Origin of the sequence: Xanthomonas cassavae CFBP 4642, from assembly GCF_000454545.1 — a bacterium.
Lineage (GTDB): Bacteria > Pseudomonadota > Gammaproteobacteria > Xanthomonadales > Xanthomonadaceae > Xanthomonas > Xanthomonas cassavae.
Window position 1 is genome coordinate 2,391,823 of the sequence record NZ_CM002139.1, and the last position, 17,369, is coordinate 2,409,191.

Sequence of the window (17,369 nt, forward strand, 5' to 3'; positions counted from 1 at the left end):
CCGCAAGGCCGTCATCGTTCCGGTGCCGGCTCGGCCGCAGCCACGTCGGTGGCCTGCGCGGCCGCAAGCCAGGCACGCGCCTGGGCCAGTGCCTCGGCCTGCGTGGCGACGATCCGGTAGGGATACGCGGCCTGACCAGAGGCGTTCCAGGCATCGGCCTGACACGCGTACTCGCCACGCGCCACCGGGTCTTCCACCACGCGTACCGCGCCCAGGCAGTCGCGTTGTTGCAGGGCAAAGCTGTCCTTGCTCCAGCGGGTATAGAGCGTCATGAAGTGCGCCGAGTGGCGCGGCAGTTGCGCGCCTTGCAGCAACAGCACGTGCCGCTCGGCACGCGCATAGACAGCCTGGAGTTGCGCCATCAGCGCATCGGCCTGCGCATCGGGCACATACTCCGGCATGTGCAGTGCGACCAGAGGCCAGTCCCGGGTGTCGACAAACGGAATCATGCAATACCTTCGGAAGGAAAGCCGGCGGCGATCAGCAGGACAGGGGGCGGCACGCCGCAATGTGCGCGCATCGGCCCGTAACGCCGCTCTTGACGCAGGGTGGCGTGCTGCCTGATCGAGAGGTAAATGATAATTATTCGTAATTGTGTTGCCGCCCGGATCAGGCTTTTCTCGGCCCGTATCCGGTCAGTCCGCAGGCGCATGGCAGGGCCGGTGTGCGCGATGGCCGATGCGGCGAACGCGCCGGAGTTGTCTCAGCGCTGGCGCTTGAACGCCGAAGGATTGACGCCGAACTGCTTGCGGAAGGCGGCCGTGAAGTGGCTCGCGTTGGTGTAGCCCAGGTCGGCGGCGACTACGGTCACCGCGGCATGGCCGTTGCACAGACGCTCGCGCGCCATGTGCATCCGTTCGTGTTGGAACAGCCCATAGATGCTGTGGTCGAACAACTGCCGGAAGCCGCGCTTGAGCGTCACCGCGCTCAGTCCGGTTTCCCGCGCCAGTTCGGTGATTGTGGGCGCCTTGCTCAGATCCGCAAGCAGCAGGTCGCGTGCACGCAGCAGTTTCTTCTGGCTGGCCGGGCAGGGCGCGTTCTGCTGCGATGGTGCCTGTTCGCAGCGGGCTTCCACCGACAGGCTCACCAGCACCAGCGCCTGGCCCAGCAACCACAGCGGGGAGGCAGCCTTGCGCAAATCCGGGCGTGCCGACGCCGCCCGCAAGGCCTCGCTCAGGGCATGCGCCGTGGCATGCATTTCGGCGCCGCAGCGCTGCATGTCGCAGCAGTGGGTTGCGTCCAGGTCCCGGCGCAGCGATCCGCCCAAGTCAGGTATCCAATCGGCAAGCAGATCCGGACGGACGGAGACGGTGACCTGCTCGAAGCTGCCCGCGTAGGACGACTTGCTGGTGCAGCCCGGGGTGTAGTTGATGCAACTCATGCGTTCTTCCAGCACATGCTCGATCTCGCTGCCGCGTTCACGCATCGCGAAGCTGCAGCGTCCATGCAGGGCGCAGGAAAAGTGCACCCGGTCCCAGTCGTCGCGCACGCTCATGGTCACCGGCTGGGGGAAGTGCGCCTGCCACAGCAGCACATCGACACCGGGTTGCGGCGTCACCTGAATCAGTCCGCAGGATGCGTCGGCTTGCAGATCCGGCACCGCCGTGCCGGCAAGTAACGAGGAGACGGTGACTTCGGAAGCGATATGCGGCGTAGGGGTGGAGTTCATACGACCTGCTTCATGGGCGATGCGGATCCGGGGGAAGCGTGAACCGATACGGGTAGTGTAAAAAAATAAGAATCATTATCGTTAACCGTCAAGACGGTGTGACGGCTGTCGCTTCGGCTTGGTTCAGCAACCAGGCAGGCGGGCAATGCGCGTCGTCGACCGTTTCTGGTTTCTGCATGCCGCAACCGGCCGGCGTTTGCCGCCAGCTGCCTGTGGATCCAGACGCAGCCGCTTTTCCCATTTCAGTCAGGAGCCCGGTCCGTGCAGCACCCGTTCGTCGCGCAGACGCCGCAATGCCGTTTTCAAACGCTCCATTCCTTGACCCTGGCGTTGCTGGCTGCGCTTGCCGCCGCGCCGAGCGTGTCAGCGGCGCAGGGGAGCTCGCCGAATCGTGCCGCCGAGGACGCCGTGTCGGATCCGGGCGCCACGGTGGAGGGACAGGTAACGGAACTGGATGGAATGACAGTGACGGCGCGCCTTGCGGCAGAGCACGCCAAGGATATTCCTTTCGGGATCGGCGTGATCGGGGGCAGCGAGCTTGAGACCCGCCGGCAGCTCACGCTGGAAGAGGCGCTGCGCGCCACGCCGGGTGTGAACGTCTGGAGCGATGGCTCACCGCACAGCGCGAACGTGCTGATCCGCGGCACTGGCTCGATCAATCCGGTCAGCACCGACGATGGCGCGGTGGCGCTGTCGATCGATGGCGTGCCGCTGTCCATGCGTTCGATGTCGCTCGGCACGCTGGATATCGAGCGCGTCGAGATCCTCAAGGGTCCGCAGGGCACCTTGTTCGGCAGCAATAGCCGGGCCGGTGCGATCAACGTCATCACCAACAAGCCTACCCGCGATCTGCAGGCTTACGTCCGCGGCGAGATGGGTCAGCAAGGCCAGCAACTGGAAGAAGCCATGATCAGCGGCCCGCTGTCGGAGTCGCTCAGCGGGCGTTTTGCGATTCGCAACAGCGGCTCCGATCACTGGGTCGACAACACGCGCACCGGCGAGCCGCTGTCCAAGCCGCGCAGCCTGATGTTCCGTGGCAGCGTGTGTTGGGAAAACGGCGCCGGCACCGATCTGCTGTTCACTGCCGACCGCGAGGATGCCAGGCGCAACCTGGGCCTGGCGGTGCTGCGGCCTTACGACGACCCGCCAGTCATGGATGTCACGCCGGGCCTGTACGACGACAACAGCAAGACGGTGGAGCGCTATGCGGTCATCCTCAACCACGATCTGCCGGTGGGGCGGCTGACGTCGGTCACCGGCTACAGCAGGTTCGATACCGACTTCGTGGGCGGTTACGACGCGCGTGCGATGCAGGCAATGTTCGGCGTGGCGGCCGAAAACATGCAGCGCAGCAGAATGGACGGCAACACGCTCAGCCAGGACCTGCGCTGGACCTCCCTGCCGGGCGCGTCGGTGTTCTGGGTGACCGGTGTGAACCTGTCGCGCGCCCAGCGCAGCTTCGACCAGCTGTACATCAGCAGCAACCAGGCCATGGAACGGGATTACCAGACCGATAGTCACGCGGTGTACGGCGAGGTCACCTGGCCGCTCACCGACGTGCTCAAGCTGACTGGCGGCCTGCGCCATACCTGGGACCACAAGGCCTACGATGCCCTCTACGCCGGAACCGTCTCCGACTACCGCCGGCTTCGCGACGACTATTCCACCGGGCGGGTGGCGCTGTCCTCTGCGCTGACAGCGACCACCAACCTGTATGCCGCAGTCTCGCGCGGTTACGAATCCGGGGGCATCGGCGACTTTCCGACCCAGCTGGCCGACAGCGTGCCGTTCAAACCGGCCGCGTCCAATGCGCTCGAGGTGGGCTTCAAGACGGAGTCTGCCGACGGCCGTTACGCCTTGAATGGCGCGCTGTTTGCCACCCGGGTCAAGGACGACCACTTGATGGGCTTCGATCCGGCAACGTTGGCCACCTCGACGGTGAATGCCGATACCCGCAGCCGGGGCGCCGAATTGCAGGGAACCTGGCAGGTGGGCCAGGGATTCTCGCTGTCGGGCGGGCTGAGCGTCATCGATGCCGAGATCACCAACAACGTGTCGGGTGTGTCCGGCGGCGATATCCGCAAGGGCAACCGTTTGCCCGACGTGCCGAGGTGGGGCGGCACGCTGGGTGCGGCGTACATGCGGCCGTTGGCGGCGCTGCGCTGGCTTTCCGCGTCGGTGCTGAACGCCCGGCTCGACTACCAGTACGTCGGTACGCGTGCGGCCGACACCCAGAATCACTTCGATCTGAACAAGTATCAAAAAGTCGACGTGCGCATCGGGGTGGCCTCCAGTGGCACCGAGATCTATGTGTTCGGTAGCAACCTGCTCGACGAGCAGTACGACCTGTACGGGTTCGCACCCGCCGCGCCCACTTATGTCGGCGCACCCGCGCGTGGCCGCACGCTGGGTGTCGGTGTCAGGCATGACTTCTAGCGCGACAACCAGGCAAGGCAACACCGACGGGCCAGCGTCTGCGGCCGCGCTCCCCACGCACGCACGGGCGCAATGTGGCGAACCGAACGCCTGGCAGATCATGCAGCCGGTGCGTGGCCAGATCCGGCTGGCGATGTGTCTTGCCGCTACCGCTGCACTGCTCAATCTGGGCTCGCTGCTGGCGCTGGCGCTGGCGGTACGTCAGCTTGCCGAGGCGTCGGGCCGCTGGCCGGTGGCGCCGCTGCTCGCTGCGGCAGCGTGCCTGGTGGGCGGCTATGGGATGCGCCTGTCCGGGTTCAACCAGTCCCATGCGGCCGCTTTTCGGCTGGAGGCCTTGTTGCGCCAGCAACTGGCGCAGCACCTGACGCGCGTGCCGCTGGGCGAGATCCAGCGCTGGGGCGCGGCGGCACTGTCGAAAGTGCTGCAGGACGACGTCAAGGCGCTGCATGTGTTCGTTGCTGATAGCACGCCGCTGTATGCGCGGGCCTTTGTGATGCCTGTCTGCACGGGTCTGGCGCTGCTATGGCTCGACTGGCGACTGGCGTTGATCACGGCGGCGCCGTTGGCGCTGGGGTTCGGCGTGCTGGCGCTGGCGATGCTGGGCGGGGCCGAGATGGGCCGGCGCTACAACCAGGCCCGCGAGCAGGTGAGCGCGGCGGTGATCGAGTTCGTGCAGGCAATGCCGGTGGTGCGCAGCTTCGACACCGGCCAGTCGACCTTTGGCCGTTATCGGCAGGCACTGGACGGGTATCTGGACGTGCTCACGCGCTGGTACCGTCAGGCCGGGTTTTCGGCGCGGGTGTCCTTCGCCGTCTTGAACCCGCTGCCAACGCTGCTGGTGCTGCTGTGGCTGGGCGGATGGCTGCTGCTGCGCGGGCAGCTCGCGTTCGGAATCTGGGTAGGCGCGTTGCTGCTGAGCGCTGGCATGGCCGAAGCGATGATGCCGATGATGATGTTGCGGCAGATGGTCGAGAAGGCGCAGCTGAGTGCGGCGCGTATCCAGCACGTGCTGGCATTGCCGGTCCAGCCGGTGCCGGCGGCGTGCGTCAGCGTGCCGGCGGATTCCGCAGTGGTGTTCGACAATGTCAGCTTCGGCTATGCGCAGCAGACGGGATCGGCCAATGGAGCGCACGAGCCGCCGCAGGAGCGCGCGCTGAGCGGGGTGAGCTTCCGCGTCGAACCCGGCACCGTCACCGCGCTGGTCGGTCCTTCGGGGGCGGGCAAAACCACCGTCGCCCGGCTGATTCCACGCTTCTGGGACGTGCTGGAGGGCCAGGTCAGCATCGGCGGCGTGGACGTGCGCGCACTGCCTACCGAGATGCTGATGGCCCAGGTCGGGTTCGTGTTCCAGGACACCTTCCTGTTTGCCGACACGGTGGCCGACAACATCCGTCTTGGCGTGCCGGATGCGGACATGCGCGCGGTGATCGAAGCCGCCACCGCCGCCCAGGCGCACGTCTTCATCCAGGCGCTGCCCAAGGGCTACGACACCCAGGTGGGGGAGCGTGGCGCCGCGCTCTCCGGCGGGCAACGGCAGCGCATCGCCGTAGCCCGCGCGATCCTGCAGAACCGGCCGATCCTGGTGCTCGACGAGCCGACCGCGTTTGCGGACCCGGAAAACGAACTAGCCTTGTTGACCGCCCTGTCTGCGCTGATGCGCGGCAAGACGGTGATCATCGTGGCGCACCGGCTTGCCACGGTGCGCGATGTGGACCAGATCCTGGTCTTCGAGCGTGGGCGACTGGTCGAATCCGGGCAGCACGCTGCGCTGGCTGCCGGCGGGGGCGTGTATGCGCGGCTCTGGGAGCATCACGCGCAGGCCCGGCGTTGGGCCTTGCGCGGGACTGATGCTGTGGGGCAGCCGGCCGATCGCGCGCCGCAGGTAGTGAAATGAGTGGGTTGCCTAGACCGTTGTCGCAGTTGTCCACGCGGCTGGTTTCCACGCGGACGGCCTGGCGCCGGTTGCTGGGCGTGATGGGGTCGCACGCGCCGGCCTTGCAGCGCTGCCTGGCCGGGCTTGTCGCCGCTGCGGTCCTGCAGGGATTGGCGCTGGCTTGTGTGTTGCCGCTGTTGGCGTCGGTGTTTCCTGCGCCGGATCAGGGCCGGGCGCTAGGCTGGCTGGCCGCCATGACGGTGCTGGCCGGCATCGCCACGGTGCTGCGCTGGCGTGCGCAGGGGTTCGAGTACGGCGGTCGATTGGCGCAGGTCACTCACGCGTTGCGCCTGCGGCTCGGCGAGCAACTGCGTCGCATGCCGCTGGAGCGGTTGCGCGAAAGCCGCGCCGGGGAGATGAACGCGCTGCTGCTGGGCAACGTGGACGAGCAGCTGAATTACATCGTGGCCATCGCCAACCTGATCCTGACCGCCACCGTCGCGCCATTGGCGCTGGGGCTGGCAGTGCTGGCGTTCGATCTGCGCCTGGGGGCATTGCTGCTGGCGGTCTTCCCGCTGCTGTGGGGACTGCATCGCTGGCGTCGTCCAGCCTTCGCGCGCGACATGCGCAGCCTGAACGACGCGCATCGGCGCTGTCATGCGGATCTGGTCGAGTACACGCAGGGGCTGACCGCGCTGCGCGCGGCCTGCCAGGAAGGCGGTCGCGTGGGGATGCTGCACGCGGGGTTCGAGCGCCTGCGGCAGATCCAGACTGCGGCCCATCGTCAAGGCGTGCGGCCGTCGGTGGTCACCGCCAGCCTGGTCGAGCTGGGCCTGCTGGGGGTCGTCGTGGCGGCCACCGGATGGGTCGTGTCGGGTAGGCTGCAGCCTGCGGCGGTGGCGGCGGTCATGGTGATCGTGGTGCGCTTGTCCGAACCGATGGCGACCCTGGTCAGTTACACCATGGTGCTGGAGATGATGGAGGCCGCGCTGGAACGGATCGAGGCGCTGCTGGCCATTCCGGCGCTACCGGTGCAGCTGCCGCAGGCCATGCCCGATCAGTTCGATGTGCGTTTCGAACAGGTCTGTTTTCACTATGCCGACGATCCGGACAGTGCCGCGCTGGTGCACTTCAGCGCGACGCTGCCGGCGCAGGCGATGACGGCGCTGGTAGGCTCCTCCGGCTCCGGCAAGACCACCGTGGCCCGCTTGCTGTTACGCCATGCCGACCCGCAAGCGGGAAGCGTCACGATCGGCGGCATCGATATCCGTCGCATGCCGCCGGAGGCGCTAAACGCGCTGGTGTCGGTGGTGTTCCAGGACGTGCATCTGTTCGACGACACGGTGCTGGCCAACATCCGCATGGCACGCCCGGATGCCGATGACGCACAGGTCCGCGCTGCCGCCGCAGCCGCGCAGTGCCTGGACTTCATCGAACGCCTGCCGCAGGGCTGGAACACGCGGCTAGGCGAAATCGGCGACCGGCTGTCCGGTGGCGAGCGCCAGCGCGTCTCGATCGCCCGCGCGTTGCTCAAGAACGCGCCCATCGTGGTCCTGGATGAGCCCACTGCCGCGCTGGATACGGAGAGCGAGCTGGCGGTGCAACGGGCCATCGACCTCCTGGTGCGCGACAAGACGGTGATCGTGATTGCTCACCGTCTGTCCACGATCGCCGGCGCCGACCGCATCCTGGTGATGGAGGATGGCCGGCTGGTGGAGCAGGGCCGGCATGAGGAACTGCTGACCTGCAACGGCCGCTATGGCGCGCTGTGGAACGCGCAGCAGGTGGCGACGGCGTGGCGGGTGAGCTGAGCGATTGCTTCCAACGGCGAGCGTTGCGCTAGATCACGCCGGTTGAATCGCGCCGGTTGACTGCGCATGCATGGAACGACAACGGCCGCTGTGGGCGGCCGTTGTGATCACATCGAGCAACCCGGATCGTCAGCACGATTCCCGATTCCCGATTCCCGATTCCCGATTCCCGATTCCCGATTCCCAAAATCAATGATCGCTGGAACGCAATCCACCCACATCCAGGATCAGTGCCATGCGGCGATCGCCGATCAGGGTGGCGTCGGCGTAGCCGGGCAGGCCGCGCAGGGCGCGGGGCAGGGGTTTGATCACCACGTCCTCGCGGCCGCGCACCTGGTCCACCACCAGGCCGAAGCGGGTTTCGCCGCTTGCAGCACCACGGTCAGCAGCGGCGGCTGTTCGGCAGGCACGCCCAGCCAGCGGCGCAGGTCGATCAGAGGCAGGGTATGCGAGCGGCGGTCCAGCACCGCGCGGCCGTCGAACCAGCCCAGCGAGGTCTGCGGGGCGTGCAGCACTTCGACCACGCGGGCCAGCGGCAAGGCGAGACCGCTTCGCCGGCTTGCACCAGCAGGGTCGGCAGGATCGCCAACGTCAGCGGCACGCGGATCATGAAGCGGCTGCCGCGGCCCAGTTCGGACTGGATCTGGAACTGCCGCCAAGCGGCATGAGGTGGGCCATGCCCTGGAGCGTGTCGACACCCATGTCGATCCTGTTTCTCGCTGAGCTCGTTCTCAAGTAAGGCGTGTGCTGGCGCCTCGGCAAACCGCTTGCGTCCGGTTGCGGGCGAGGCTGTGTTGCTTGCAGCGATGACTCTGCTGCAGCCAGCGACGCAGCAGGCTCTGCCGTGCAGCGTGCAAGCGTGATAAGTCTTCGGCCCATCGTGGATGCCCAGCAACGGCGCAGGTCTGCTGCGCGGCAGAATGCGTTGCCGAATGGGCTGTGTTACTTAAGTTTCCCACTGCATTAGAACGATCTAATTGCATCTGCGCGGAAGCGGACGCAAGAGGAGGGGCCGGGTCGCTGCAGTGGCGCCGGATATTTCTGTGTCACTTCGCGTGGCGTTCTGGTCCGATCGTTGGATCGATAGAAATCCACCGAAGCCGATCACTTTTGGGAGAGCACGATCGACATGAACTGCACGCCATTCGCACGCCACCGCAGCACGCTGTCCGCCGGTATCGCCATCGCCTTGTTCGCAAGCGCCGCCTCTACCGCCGCCGCCCAGCAGGCCGACGGCACGCCGGCGCCCACGGGCCAGACCGAGGTGCAGGCCACAGACCTGGATGCGGTGACGGTGACCGGCTACCGCTACGCGATCGAAAAAAGTCTGGAGCAGAAGCGCAACGCCAACGCCGTGGTCGATGTGATCACCGCCGAGGACGTGGGCAAGTTCCCCGACAAGAACGTGGCCGATGCGCTGCAGCGCGTGCCCGGCGTGGTCATCAGCCGCGACGGCGGCGAAGGCAAGAATGTCAGTGTCCGCGGCCTGTCCTCGGAGCTGGTGCTGACCGAATTGAACGGCAACTACATCGCCACCGCCGAGTCCAATGGCGACCCGACGCGCTCGTTCAACTACACCTTGCTGCCGTCGAACCTGCTGGGTAGCGCCGAGCTGTACAAGACCCCGGAAGCGCGCATCGACGAAGGCGGCATCGGCGGCACGGTGATCCTGCAGACGCGGCGCCCCCTGGAACTGGAGCCACATTCCGGTTTCGTCTCTGCCGAGGGCACCTGGTCGGATACCAGCAAGAAGACCGACGGCCAGTTCTCCGGTTCTTACTCGTGGCACGACCAGGACAACCGCTTCGGTGTCTTCGTTGGCTACACGCAGCAGAAGCGCACTGCACGCACGCTCAATGCCAGTACCGAGAGCTGGCAGTGGTACGGCCGCGACGAAGTCGGCCCGGCGGTGGACGTCAACGGCAATCCGTCGGACTTCAACGCCAACTGGTGGGGCGGTACCGGTTTCTGGAACCAGGACGGCAAGTACTCCACCGGTTTCATGATGCCGACGGCGGTCAGTCTGGAGGCCAAACGCGAGGAGCGCGAGCGCAAGGGCGGGCAACTGACCTTGCAGTTCAAGCCCACCGACGACCTGACCCTGACCGCCAACTACTTCCGCTTCGACCTGTCGCAGGACTCGCAGACCAATACCATCAAGATTCCCGAGTGGAACATCGCGCGCTATGACGGCGACGGCAACTGGCGCGGCGGGCGTCTGCTCGACGGCCTGCAGTTCGATCCCAGCGGCACGATTGTCACTGGCGCCGCCTACAGCCTGCGTCCGGGCAAGACCTACTACTGCAGCGAGGCGCAGGCCGCCGCGGCCGGCCTGCCGCCGGGCGGCTGGGGCTCGGACGACTGCACGGTGCCGACCCCTCAGATCACCGGCAGCTACAACATCGAGAAATCGCAATCGCAGACGGTGGATCTGGGCGGCGAATGGCGTGGCGAGCAGGTGGACGTGGCGTTCAAGGCCGGCCGCACCTGGGCCAAGGGCGGGCCGGAGCTGCAGTTCTCCCTGCCGATCAAGCCGCGCCTGCAGAACGCCGACGGCAGCTGGAGCAACGGCAACTTCGCCAGCGCCTGGGACCTGACCGGCACGCCGTCCATGACGTTCTCGCCGGAGCTGATGCAAAACCTGCGCGACGGCATCCTGCAGGTCGACCTGGGCTCGACCGGCTCGTCCTGGACCCGCAACACCAATCAGCAGCAGTACGCGCAGATCGATACCACCTGGCATTTCGATGGCGAGGTCTTCGACTCGCTGCAGTTCGGCCTCAAGCGTCGCGACGGCGGCATCCACCGCAGTACCGGCAACAACTACTGGGTGTGCCCGGGCACCGACCCGGGCGACTACGACAACCGCTACTGGAACGGGCGCTGCAATGCCATCGCCACGCAGTTCTCGCCGGGCCTGCTGTTCGCGCAGGACAACCTGGCCGGTGGCGTCAAGGCCAGCGCGTTCCCGGCGATCGACTTCCCGGGCTACATCGGCTACTTGAACCAAACCTACGGCGCAATGCAGACCCGCAGCGAAGACAACTTCGTCTACAACGTCGACGAGGAGATCTATTCCACCTACCTGCAACTCAATTTCCACACCGAGCGGCTGCGTGGCAACGTCGGCGTGCGGGTGGCGCGGACCGGCCAGCGTGCCGCTTCCACCGACAAGGTGACCGCCTACAACGACTACTTCTTCGACGGCGCCGACGGCAATCCGCTGGCCTGCCAGCAGGGCGCCGCCGCCCCCGGCGGCGCCCCGGCCGACACCTACTGCGGGACCGAAGGCTACTGGCGTTTGTCCGACAGCGTGCAACGCACCGAGTCGTTCGTGGTCAGCGGGCTGGACCGCAACTACACCGACGTGCTGCCGAGTTTCAACCTGGCCTACGACCTGACCGAGAACCTGCTGCTGCGCGCGGCGGCGTCGAAGGTGATCGCACGTCCCAGCTATAACGATATTGCCGCGCCCGGCAGCCTGGAGTTTTACAGTCCCGAGTACGTGGCCGACCGGCGCCTGACCGGCGGCGCCAGCGAGCAGGGTTGGTACGGCTCGGGCAGCAACAAGAACCTGGAGCCGTACAAGGCCAACCAGTTCGACCTGGGGCTGGAATGGTATTTCCAGCCGGGCTCGGTGGCAGGTGTGGGACTGTTCCGCAAGAACGTGGAGAACTTTGCGGTCGACGTCATCAGCGACGTGAACATGATGGTCGACGGGCAACCGGTCACCGTGCAGAACTACAGCACCCAGGCCGGCGGCCAGGATGCGGTCTCGCAGGGTGTGGAGCTCTACGCGCAGCACACGCTGCCATTCGGTCTTGGTGTGCAGTTCAACTACACCTACAACGATGCCAGCAAGGCGGCGGTGCGGCTGGAGGACGGCACCGAGGCCGGCAAGACCTCCATGCCGGGCAGCGCCAAGAACCAGACCAACCTCACCGTGTTCTACGAGACCGACAGCCTGCTGCTGCGCGCCTCGTACAACCGTCGCGGCGAGCTGGTGCAAGGCCTGGTCAACGGGTTGAACGTCTTTGAGGAGCCGTACTACCAGATCGATCTGAACGCGGCGTACAACATCACCCCGGCGCTCAGCCTCACCGCCTCGGTGCTGAACCTGACCAAGCAGGAGTCCCGCTCGCACCTGGGCGAGGACACCCGCGCCCGCTTCTACACCGGCGGCTACGCAGGCCGGCTGGCGTACCTCGGGCTGACCTACAAGTTCTAGCGCCAACGTGTCGCGCCCATGCCTGCCGCGTGGCGGACGGTATGGGCGCGATGGTTGGGGGACGTCGGGGCTGCGGTGGACGTGAACCTGGAATCGTTGTTTTCCGTTGTAAGTGAACCTGGAACCGTTATTTTCGGGAACCGTTATTCTCAAGCTCGCGATATGAATGTTGCGCAGCCAGTGGGACCAGACCGCTGCTACTTCTGCTTGAACTGTTTGAGCAGGGACTCCGGGATGAAAGTAAGGCTTCCTCTTGCCCGAGAGCATGCTACGTAGAGCCTGTTTCGCGGACCGGGTTTGAGTTGACTCAAAGTCGAAGCGTGGAAGGCCTTGACGTTTGGAGCACTGAGGACGACGCAGACATCGCCATAGTGATCTGCACCTTTGGAAGCACCCCAGTTCTCCGAGAAGCAGCCGTACTTGTAGTGCTCTTGGTAGAAGAGCTTGACGACCGACGGGTCACTATAGAGAGCCAGGACAGCTTCCGGATCGGACTCGAATCTAACTGCGGTCTCTCGGTCCTCATGCGCAACGATTGAGACGCCTAACTGGTTGCTGATGAACTGGCAGACACTCACTGAGCAGCGCCTGCTGACCTTGAGGGAATCTGTGTCCACTCGAAGCCCTGCTGCTACGAACCTAGCCTTGTACCTTGCGTAGTCATCATGCAAGGTGCTGTTCTTCTGGCCATCCCGGCTCGTGTCGTACGTGTGCTGCGACGTCCCCCCATCCTGAGTAGCAGTCGGGTTTAGAGTCCGGGGTTGATGATATCGCTGTTGGCCAGGTGCTGGGCATAGGCCGTCGGCGTCNGAGTTCAATTTGAAGCAAAGCGCGTTCTTCGGAACCCAGGTGCCTGTACTGTGTGCCCATGCCGCTACCCTACGTCAAGGCGGGGTGTTGCACTTGGAAGTTGAGTCTAAGCCCTCTTCGCCTTGCGGTACTGATAGGCGTGCTTGTTCCGCTCGCTGGGGGTCGACTGTGCAACATACATCGCACGCGTGTAATCGCGATTAGCGTAGTCGTTGTTGATCTGGGAGCTATCAATCAGAAGGTGCTTAAGAGGCTTCCGGTATGGAAGCAGTGTTCTGTCAGCAAACGTTCTGAACCTCACCTCGTAGAACTCAAAGGGAAAGCTGCCGTCCTTATCGGCCAGAGCCTTCTTGATCTCGTCTGTGTACTCGTCCATTGGAAGACAAGACACTCGAATGCCGCAGCCGTCACGACGAAGGCTGTTGTTCCTTCCGTCGAACTCCTGGTCGCCCAATCCCTTAAAGTACACCTCGATGTGGAGGACCGGAAGATTGGCAACATTTCGATCACCGCCGAGGAACTCCGAGATCGCCTGTGCGCTGAAGATCGTTTCAACTCCCAGCGCCTCGACCTTGCTACGACTAGAGCTGAGAGCAAGGTCTATTGCCTGCAGAATTGAGCTCTTTCCTGCTTCATTGCCTCCAGCAAGTATGTTCAGCTTGTCGTCGAAGGAAACATCAAAATCTCGGAACTTCTTGAAATTCTTTAGGATCAATCGTTCAATTGTCGGCACCTGACACCCCCTGCGTCGCCTATTCCATGGTTGTTTTGACTGGCCGCTAAGATGGCAGGGCCGACCGTACCTTGGAGCAATAGCACGAATATATATACAAATGTGAGAGTCTGAGAAGTGGCGAACACTGCCAGTGAGGACATCCGGTACCAGCGGCCTTGGGCCTGATACCGGCTTGATTGCAGGTCAAGATCAATAGATTTTTGCGGAGTGTACCTAGATGGCCAGGAAGTTCGACTTGGAGTCTGATGTTGTCAGGTGGCTGGTTACGCAGATTCAGGATGGACTGCTGCTTGATGAGATCGATGGGCGCGATAGCATCACCGCACTAGCTGCGATGGGAAGCCAAGAGAACTTCCTCCCGGCTTTTGGCATCGACCACTTCTCCCGCAGAGCTTCCGCAGATGCGGCTGCCAATGTGCTGGAGCATCTGGGCTCACTTGAGATCATCTCGGTTGACACAAGCATATCCTTGACGACCGGCGAGGTCCTCCGGCCGGACATCCTTTGCTTCAACCAAGAGACAAGGACACTGGTGGTCTTCGAGGTCAAGCGGGCCACGGATACTGAGCGACAGACTGTCACCGAGCTTGCAGGGTACGAGCAGGAGCTTCGGAACGCGGCGCCGTTTCTCGGCACCTACGACGTTCTATTTGTCGTTGTGGCTGCGAACTGGTCACCGCTGCTGACACATGCCGTTGGGAACATGAACGCTTGGTCGGGAAAACAGTACCTAGGCCTGAAGATAGCCCCGGCGACGAGAGGCTTCCGCCTAGCAATCGAGATCCCCGAGGCTTGGCACCTGACTGGTGCTCTGTGCTTGCCCGGTGAGGCACTGCCGTCCATCGATCTCTACCTTTGGCCCAAGGATCGTAAAACCTGCCGCTCAGATGATCAGGAAGGATGCGGTGCTGCTGATGACTTGGCGGGCGTTGATGATGCCAGCCGGTACCCTCCCAGGATCGTACTCACAGCAATGGAAATGATTGCACGGGAGGGCGATCGCACAGGGGCGCATGGTTTCGTGATGTTGTGGCGCGACGCTGGAGCGTACGGCTCGGGTTGCTGGTGCTTGACACTGACCACGGTGGATCCCTACGCGATGTCAGCATGGGCGACTGACAATGGTCTGCCACAGCGCTCTTCAGAGGCTACGCAGTACTTCCGCTCTAGTGTTGAGTCAGGCAGCGCACCCCGGTCTCTCTATGGCATTGCCAGAGCGGCACTCACTCTGCTGCGCGAAAGTTTTGAAACAGGTTTTGAAAGCGATCTTCTGTGGGCGGTGAAGGCTCACGGGTTAAGGCAGAGGGCTGTGCCCGTTCGGTTCGATTTCTGGGGAAGCCTGGGGCGCTACGCCCGGGAGTTTGTAGCAAATCCTGCAGTCCGCCAGAACTACATGCCCTTCATTTCCGCCAGCCAACTAGACTGGACTGATCCCGTAGTGGGAATGACCTTAGTGTCCAACCTTACAGCTGGATCACCATTTCCCAATGGCCTGATTGGCTGTGAAGAGGCTTTTGCCGTCGGACGTGCTCTCGGTGACCTCGGCCTTGCCGCACATAGCTCATCTCAGAGCCACCAGCATGCCGCGGTGCTTGAACCTACCTGATTAGCCCCGACTCTCAGCCATGAAAATTGCTCGCTGCACGTAAAACCTGCTCTGGGCATGGTGTGGATTGCATCATGGCCGTGGCAAGTCGTGGCAGCATCTCGCGCAAGCGGAATCGACGATTAAAACGATAGGCCGCTTCTCCCAGGTAACGCCTTGCGTATTTGCCTTGCGCGATGGCGTGATACACGCCACTGATGGCGCGTTTGAGATTGCCCAGCACCACGTTGAGCCAACGTGCACCGGCCGTTTCGGTCGCGGCACGACCACCGCCAGTGTCCAGCGTGGTGTGCGCGTGGCCGGCGTCTTCTAGCCGGCGGAAGCAGGCCAGCCCATCGGTGTAGACCTCGCATTCGGGCGCCAAGCGACGGGCAATCCAGTCCTGCAGCGAGGTGTTGTCGAAGCTGCGCACCGGCTCGATCACCACAAAGCGCGGCGCGGTGAAGGTGGCATCGGTCTGCACCGCAATCAGGAACGCTTGTTTGTTCTCCGATCCGCGTCCGGCCTTGCCACCGTTACGCTCGCCGCCGAGATAGGCATCGTCGATCTGCACGAAACCCGCCAGTTTCCGCATGGATTCGCGCTCGGCCATAACCTGCATGATCTTGTGTTTCATCCGCCAGGCCGTCTTGTAGTTGACGCCCAGATGCCGCATCAACTCCAGCGCGGCCATGTTGGTTTTGGTCGAGGTCAGCAGGTGCAACGCCAGCATCCAGGTGCGCAGCGGCAGCTTGGTGCCTTCGAACATCGTGCCTGCAATCAGGCTGGTCTGATGCCGGCACGCGCTGCATTGGTAGTAGATCGCAGCACCCCGCTTGAAACGCGAGCGCACGCGTCCGGCACAAACAGGGCAACGAAAGCCTTGCGGCCAGCGCCACTTGTAAAGCGCGCGATAGCACTTGGCTTCGGTGCCGTAGGACGCGAAGAACTCAGGCATCGACAATCCCGCTTGGAACTGCACGGCATTGATACTCATCACGCCACCTCGTTGGCTTCAGGTGACAGCAGCATCCACCCAGCGCGGCGCAGATCCTGCGACAGGCGGCTGATGGTCAGGGCTAATCAGGTGAACCTATGCTCGAGTGGTCGCAGCTTGAAGCGGTCAGGTATGGGGTCGAGATGCTGCAGATGTCCAATGCCAGCATAGAAGTGGTAAAGCCAATGCCGACGCTATCAAACAGATCAGAACAGCGACTGGAGAGACTCCAGGAGCTAGTCGACTGGGTTGCACTTGATCTGATTGGCTCGGATCACCCTGCTCATCAGGCATGTTTTGAGATTGGGTTCTCCAACGCACTTCTATTCGACTGGATAGAGGATGGTGCCGCTGATCCTTATGCGGGGCCGGCTGCTACAGAGGCAGCGAAAAGTGCTCGTCGAGTTCTGGAGTTCGCGCTGAAGCAAGCGGATGGTAGTCAAGGACAAGCATTCAAATCCGCTCCGTTTCTGGAATTGGTGGAACTTGCGACGTCCCCCCAAGTTTGAGTAGCGCCTTAGTTTGGAGTCCAATTCCCTACCCCGAGGAGATTGGACGTGAAGAAGCGTTTTTCCGAAGAACAGATCANATCGGCGGAATGACGCCGACGGCCTATGCCCAGCACCTGGCCAACAGCGATATCATCAACCCCGGACTCTAAACCCGACTGCTACTCAGGATGGGGGGACGTCGCTTGTAGGACTGGATGTCGGTGAGGCGATGAGCTGCGGTGAGAGTGCCGGCTCACTCACCGCCAAGCTCGATGATCAAAGACTACTTGAGTCGTTTGCTTCCGTGGTTCTGCCAGGCATTGACTCAATTATTCCTAGGGTCCTGCACACCGTGCGGGCACCGTTTCACACCCTAGTCGACTGGGACTACCTAAAGTCCGGAGTGAGGGCCTTATTTGAATCTGGAGTCCAGCACCCAGCTGTGCTGTTCGCGCAAGACGGGACGATCGGGACTGGCCAAATGTCCTCTCCGTTTAATATGGGCATTCCGGTAGAGGACCCGAGTGTTGAGGTCTATGTTTTGGATATGTCTGCGGCCAGTGCCATAGCGATCAAGATGACGTGGGACAAGGTCGAAGAGTTCCACGCCAAGCGGTCTACCAAAAGCTAAAGATCACCTGATTAGCCCCGACTCTCAGCCATGAAAATTGCTCGCTGCACGTAAAACCGGCTCTGGGCATGGTGTGGATTGCATCATGGCCGTGGCAAGTCG

The 17,369-nt window shown here is 63.4% G+C and carries 11 protein-coding genes and 1 pseudogene; 6 read left to right on the forward strand and 6 right to left on the reverse strand.

Going from position 1 to position 17,369, the window contains the following annotated elements; all coding sequences use genetic code 11:
• Positions 1-11: 11 nt before the first annotated feature.
• Genes XCSCFBP4642_RS0110575 through XCSCFBP4642_RS0110580 form a run of 3 tightly spaced genes read right to left on the reverse strand, consistent with a single transcriptional unit; the run spans position 12 to position 1,669 of the window.
• Positions 12-449 carry a hypothetical protein gene (locus XCSCFBP4642_RS0110575; protein WP_029219758.1) on the reverse strand — a complete coding sequence of 146 codons (438 nt, stop codon included), beginning with the start codon at positions 447-449 and terminating at the stop codon, positions 12-14.
• On the reverse strand, positions 446-652 hold the full coding sequence (locus XCSCFBP4642_RS28515) for a hypothetical protein (RefSeq protein WP_152527250.1): 207 nt from the start codon (positions 650-652) through the stop codon (positions 446-448). The genes XCSCFBP4642_RS0110575 and XCSCFBP4642_RS28515 overlap by 4 nt, the downstream gene beginning before the upstream one ends.
• A gap of 51 nt (positions 653-703) precedes the next feature.
• Entirely contained in the window at positions 704-1,669 is a 966-nt protein-coding gene (locus XCSCFBP4642_RS0110580; RefSeq protein ID WP_029219759.1) for a helix-turn-helix transcriptional regulator, read from the reverse strand.
• 261 nt (positions 1,670-1,930) lie between these two features.
• Here XCSCFBP4642_RS0110580 and XCSCFBP4642_RS0110585 point away from each other — a divergent pair, with 261 nt between their 5' ends.
• The 3 genes from XCSCFBP4642_RS0110585 to XCSCFBP4642_RS0110595 all read left to right on the forward strand — a co-directional run bounded on the left by XCSCFBP4642_RS0110585 (position 1,931) and on the right by XCSCFBP4642_RS0110595 (position 7,789).
• Positions 1,931-4,105: a TonB-dependent receptor gene (locus tag XCSCFBP4642_RS0110585; RefSeq protein ID WP_200859748.1), complete on the forward strand. Its 2,175-nt coding sequence runs from the start codon at positions 1,931-1,933 to the stop codon at positions 4,103-4,105.
• A 100-nt stretch (positions 4,106-4,205) separates the two neighbouring features.
• Positions 4,206-5,999, forward strand: coding sequence for an ABC transporter ATP-binding protein (locus XCSCFBP4642_RS0110590; protein WP_029219761.1), 1,794 nt, complete (start codon positions 4,206-4,208; stop codon positions 5,997-5,999).
• Entirely contained in the window at positions 5,996-7,789 is a 1,794-nt protein-coding gene (locus XCSCFBP4642_RS0110595) for an ABC transporter ATP-binding protein (RefSeq protein WP_084624481.1), read from the forward strand. Before XCSCFBP4642_RS0110590 ends, XCSCFBP4642_RS0110595 begins: the two co-directional genes overlap by 4 nt.
• A 189-nt stretch (positions 7,790-7,978) precedes the next feature.
• Here the strand turns inward: XCSCFBP4642_RS0110595 and XCSCFBP4642_RS0110605 are convergent.
• Positions 7,979-8,441, reverse strand: a pseudogene (locus XCSCFBP4642_RS0110605) (chemotaxis protein CheW); the annotation flags it as partial.
• A 477-nt stretch (positions 8,442-8,918) separates the two neighbouring features.
• Between XCSCFBP4642_RS0110605 and XCSCFBP4642_RS0110615 the strand changes: the two are divergent.
• Positions 8,919-12,017, forward strand: a complete 3,099-nt coding sequence (locus tag XCSCFBP4642_RS0110615; protein ID WP_029219765.1) for a TonB-dependent receptor — start codon at positions 8,919-8,921, stop codon at positions 12,015-12,017.
• A gap of 916 nt (positions 12,018-12,933) precedes the next feature.
• Here XCSCFBP4642_RS0110615 and XCSCFBP4642_RS24590 read toward each other — a convergent pair.
• Entirely contained in the window at positions 12,934-13,542 is a 609-nt protein-coding gene (locus tag XCSCFBP4642_RS24590) for an AAA family ATPase (protein ID WP_053329547.1), read from the reverse strand.
• A 238-nt stretch (positions 13,543-13,780) separates the two neighbouring features.
• Here XCSCFBP4642_RS24590 and XCSCFBP4642_RS0110630 point away from each other — a divergent pair, with 238 nt between their 5' ends.
• Positions 13,781-15,169, forward strand: coding sequence for a hypothetical protein (locus XCSCFBP4642_RS0110630; RefSeq protein WP_029219767.1), 1,389 nt, complete (start codon positions 13,781-13,783; stop codon positions 15,167-15,169).
• 13 nt (positions 15,170-15,182) lie between these two features.
• On the opposite strand, the gene XCSCFBP4642_RS0110635 is transcribed toward XCSCFBP4642_RS0110630, so the two are convergent.
• Entirely contained in the window at positions 15,183-16,145 is a 963-nt protein-coding gene (locus XCSCFBP4642_RS0110635; protein WP_029219768.1) for an IS1595 family transposase, read from the reverse strand.
• A gap of 98 nt (positions 16,146-16,243) precedes the next feature.
• Here XCSCFBP4642_RS0110635 and XCSCFBP4642_RS0110640 point away from each other — a divergent pair, with 98 nt between their 5' ends.
• The gene (locus XCSCFBP4642_RS0110640) at positions 16,244-16,654 is read left to right on the forward strand and encodes a hypothetical protein (protein WP_029219769.1); all 411 of its coding nucleotides are present in this window, start codon (positions 16,244-16,246) and stop codon (positions 16,652-16,654) included.
• Positions 16,655-17,369: the final 715 nt, after the last annotated feature.

Excerpts from the sequence above, each read along its gene's own strand:
- XCSCFBP4642_RS0110575 (WP_029219758.1), bottom strand. The coding sequence starts at position 449 with ATGATTCCGTTTGTCGACACCCGGGACTGGCCTCTGGTCGCACTGCAC.
- XCSCFBP4642_RS28515 (WP_152527250.1), bottom strand. The coding sequence starts at position 652 with ATGCGCCTGCGGACTGACCGGATACGGGCCGAGAAAAGCCTGATCCGG.
- XCSCFBP4642_RS0110580 (WP_029219759.1), bottom strand. The coding sequence starts at position 1,669 with ATGAACTCCACCCCTACGCCGCATATCGCTTCCGAAGTCACCGTCTCC.
- XCSCFBP4642_RS0110590 (WP_029219761.1), top strand. The coding sequence starts at position 4,206 with ATGCAGCCGGTGCGTGGCCAGATCCGGCTGGCGATGTGTCTTGCCGCT.
- XCSCFBP4642_RS0110595 (WP_084624481.1), top strand. The coding sequence starts at position 5,996 with ATGAGTGGGTTGCCTAGACCGTTGTCGCAGTTGTCCACGCGGCTGGTT.
- XCSCFBP4642_RS0110615 (WP_029219765.1), top strand. The coding sequence starts at position 8,919 with ATGAACTGCACGCCATTCGCACGCCACCGCAGCACGCTGTCCGCCGGT.
- XCSCFBP4642_RS0110630 (WP_029219767.1), top strand. The coding sequence starts at position 13,781 with ATGGCCAGGAAGTTCGACTTGGAGTCTGATGTTGTCAGGTGGCTGGTT.
- XCSCFBP4642_RS0110635 (WP_029219768.1), bottom strand. The coding sequence starts at position 16,145 with ATGAGTATCAATGCCGTGCAGTTCCAAGCGGGATTGTCGATGCCTGAG.
- XCSCFBP4642_RS0110640 (WP_029219769.1), top strand. The coding sequence starts at position 16,244 with ATGCTCGAGTGGTCGCAGCTTGAAGCGGTCAGGTATGGGGTCGAGATG.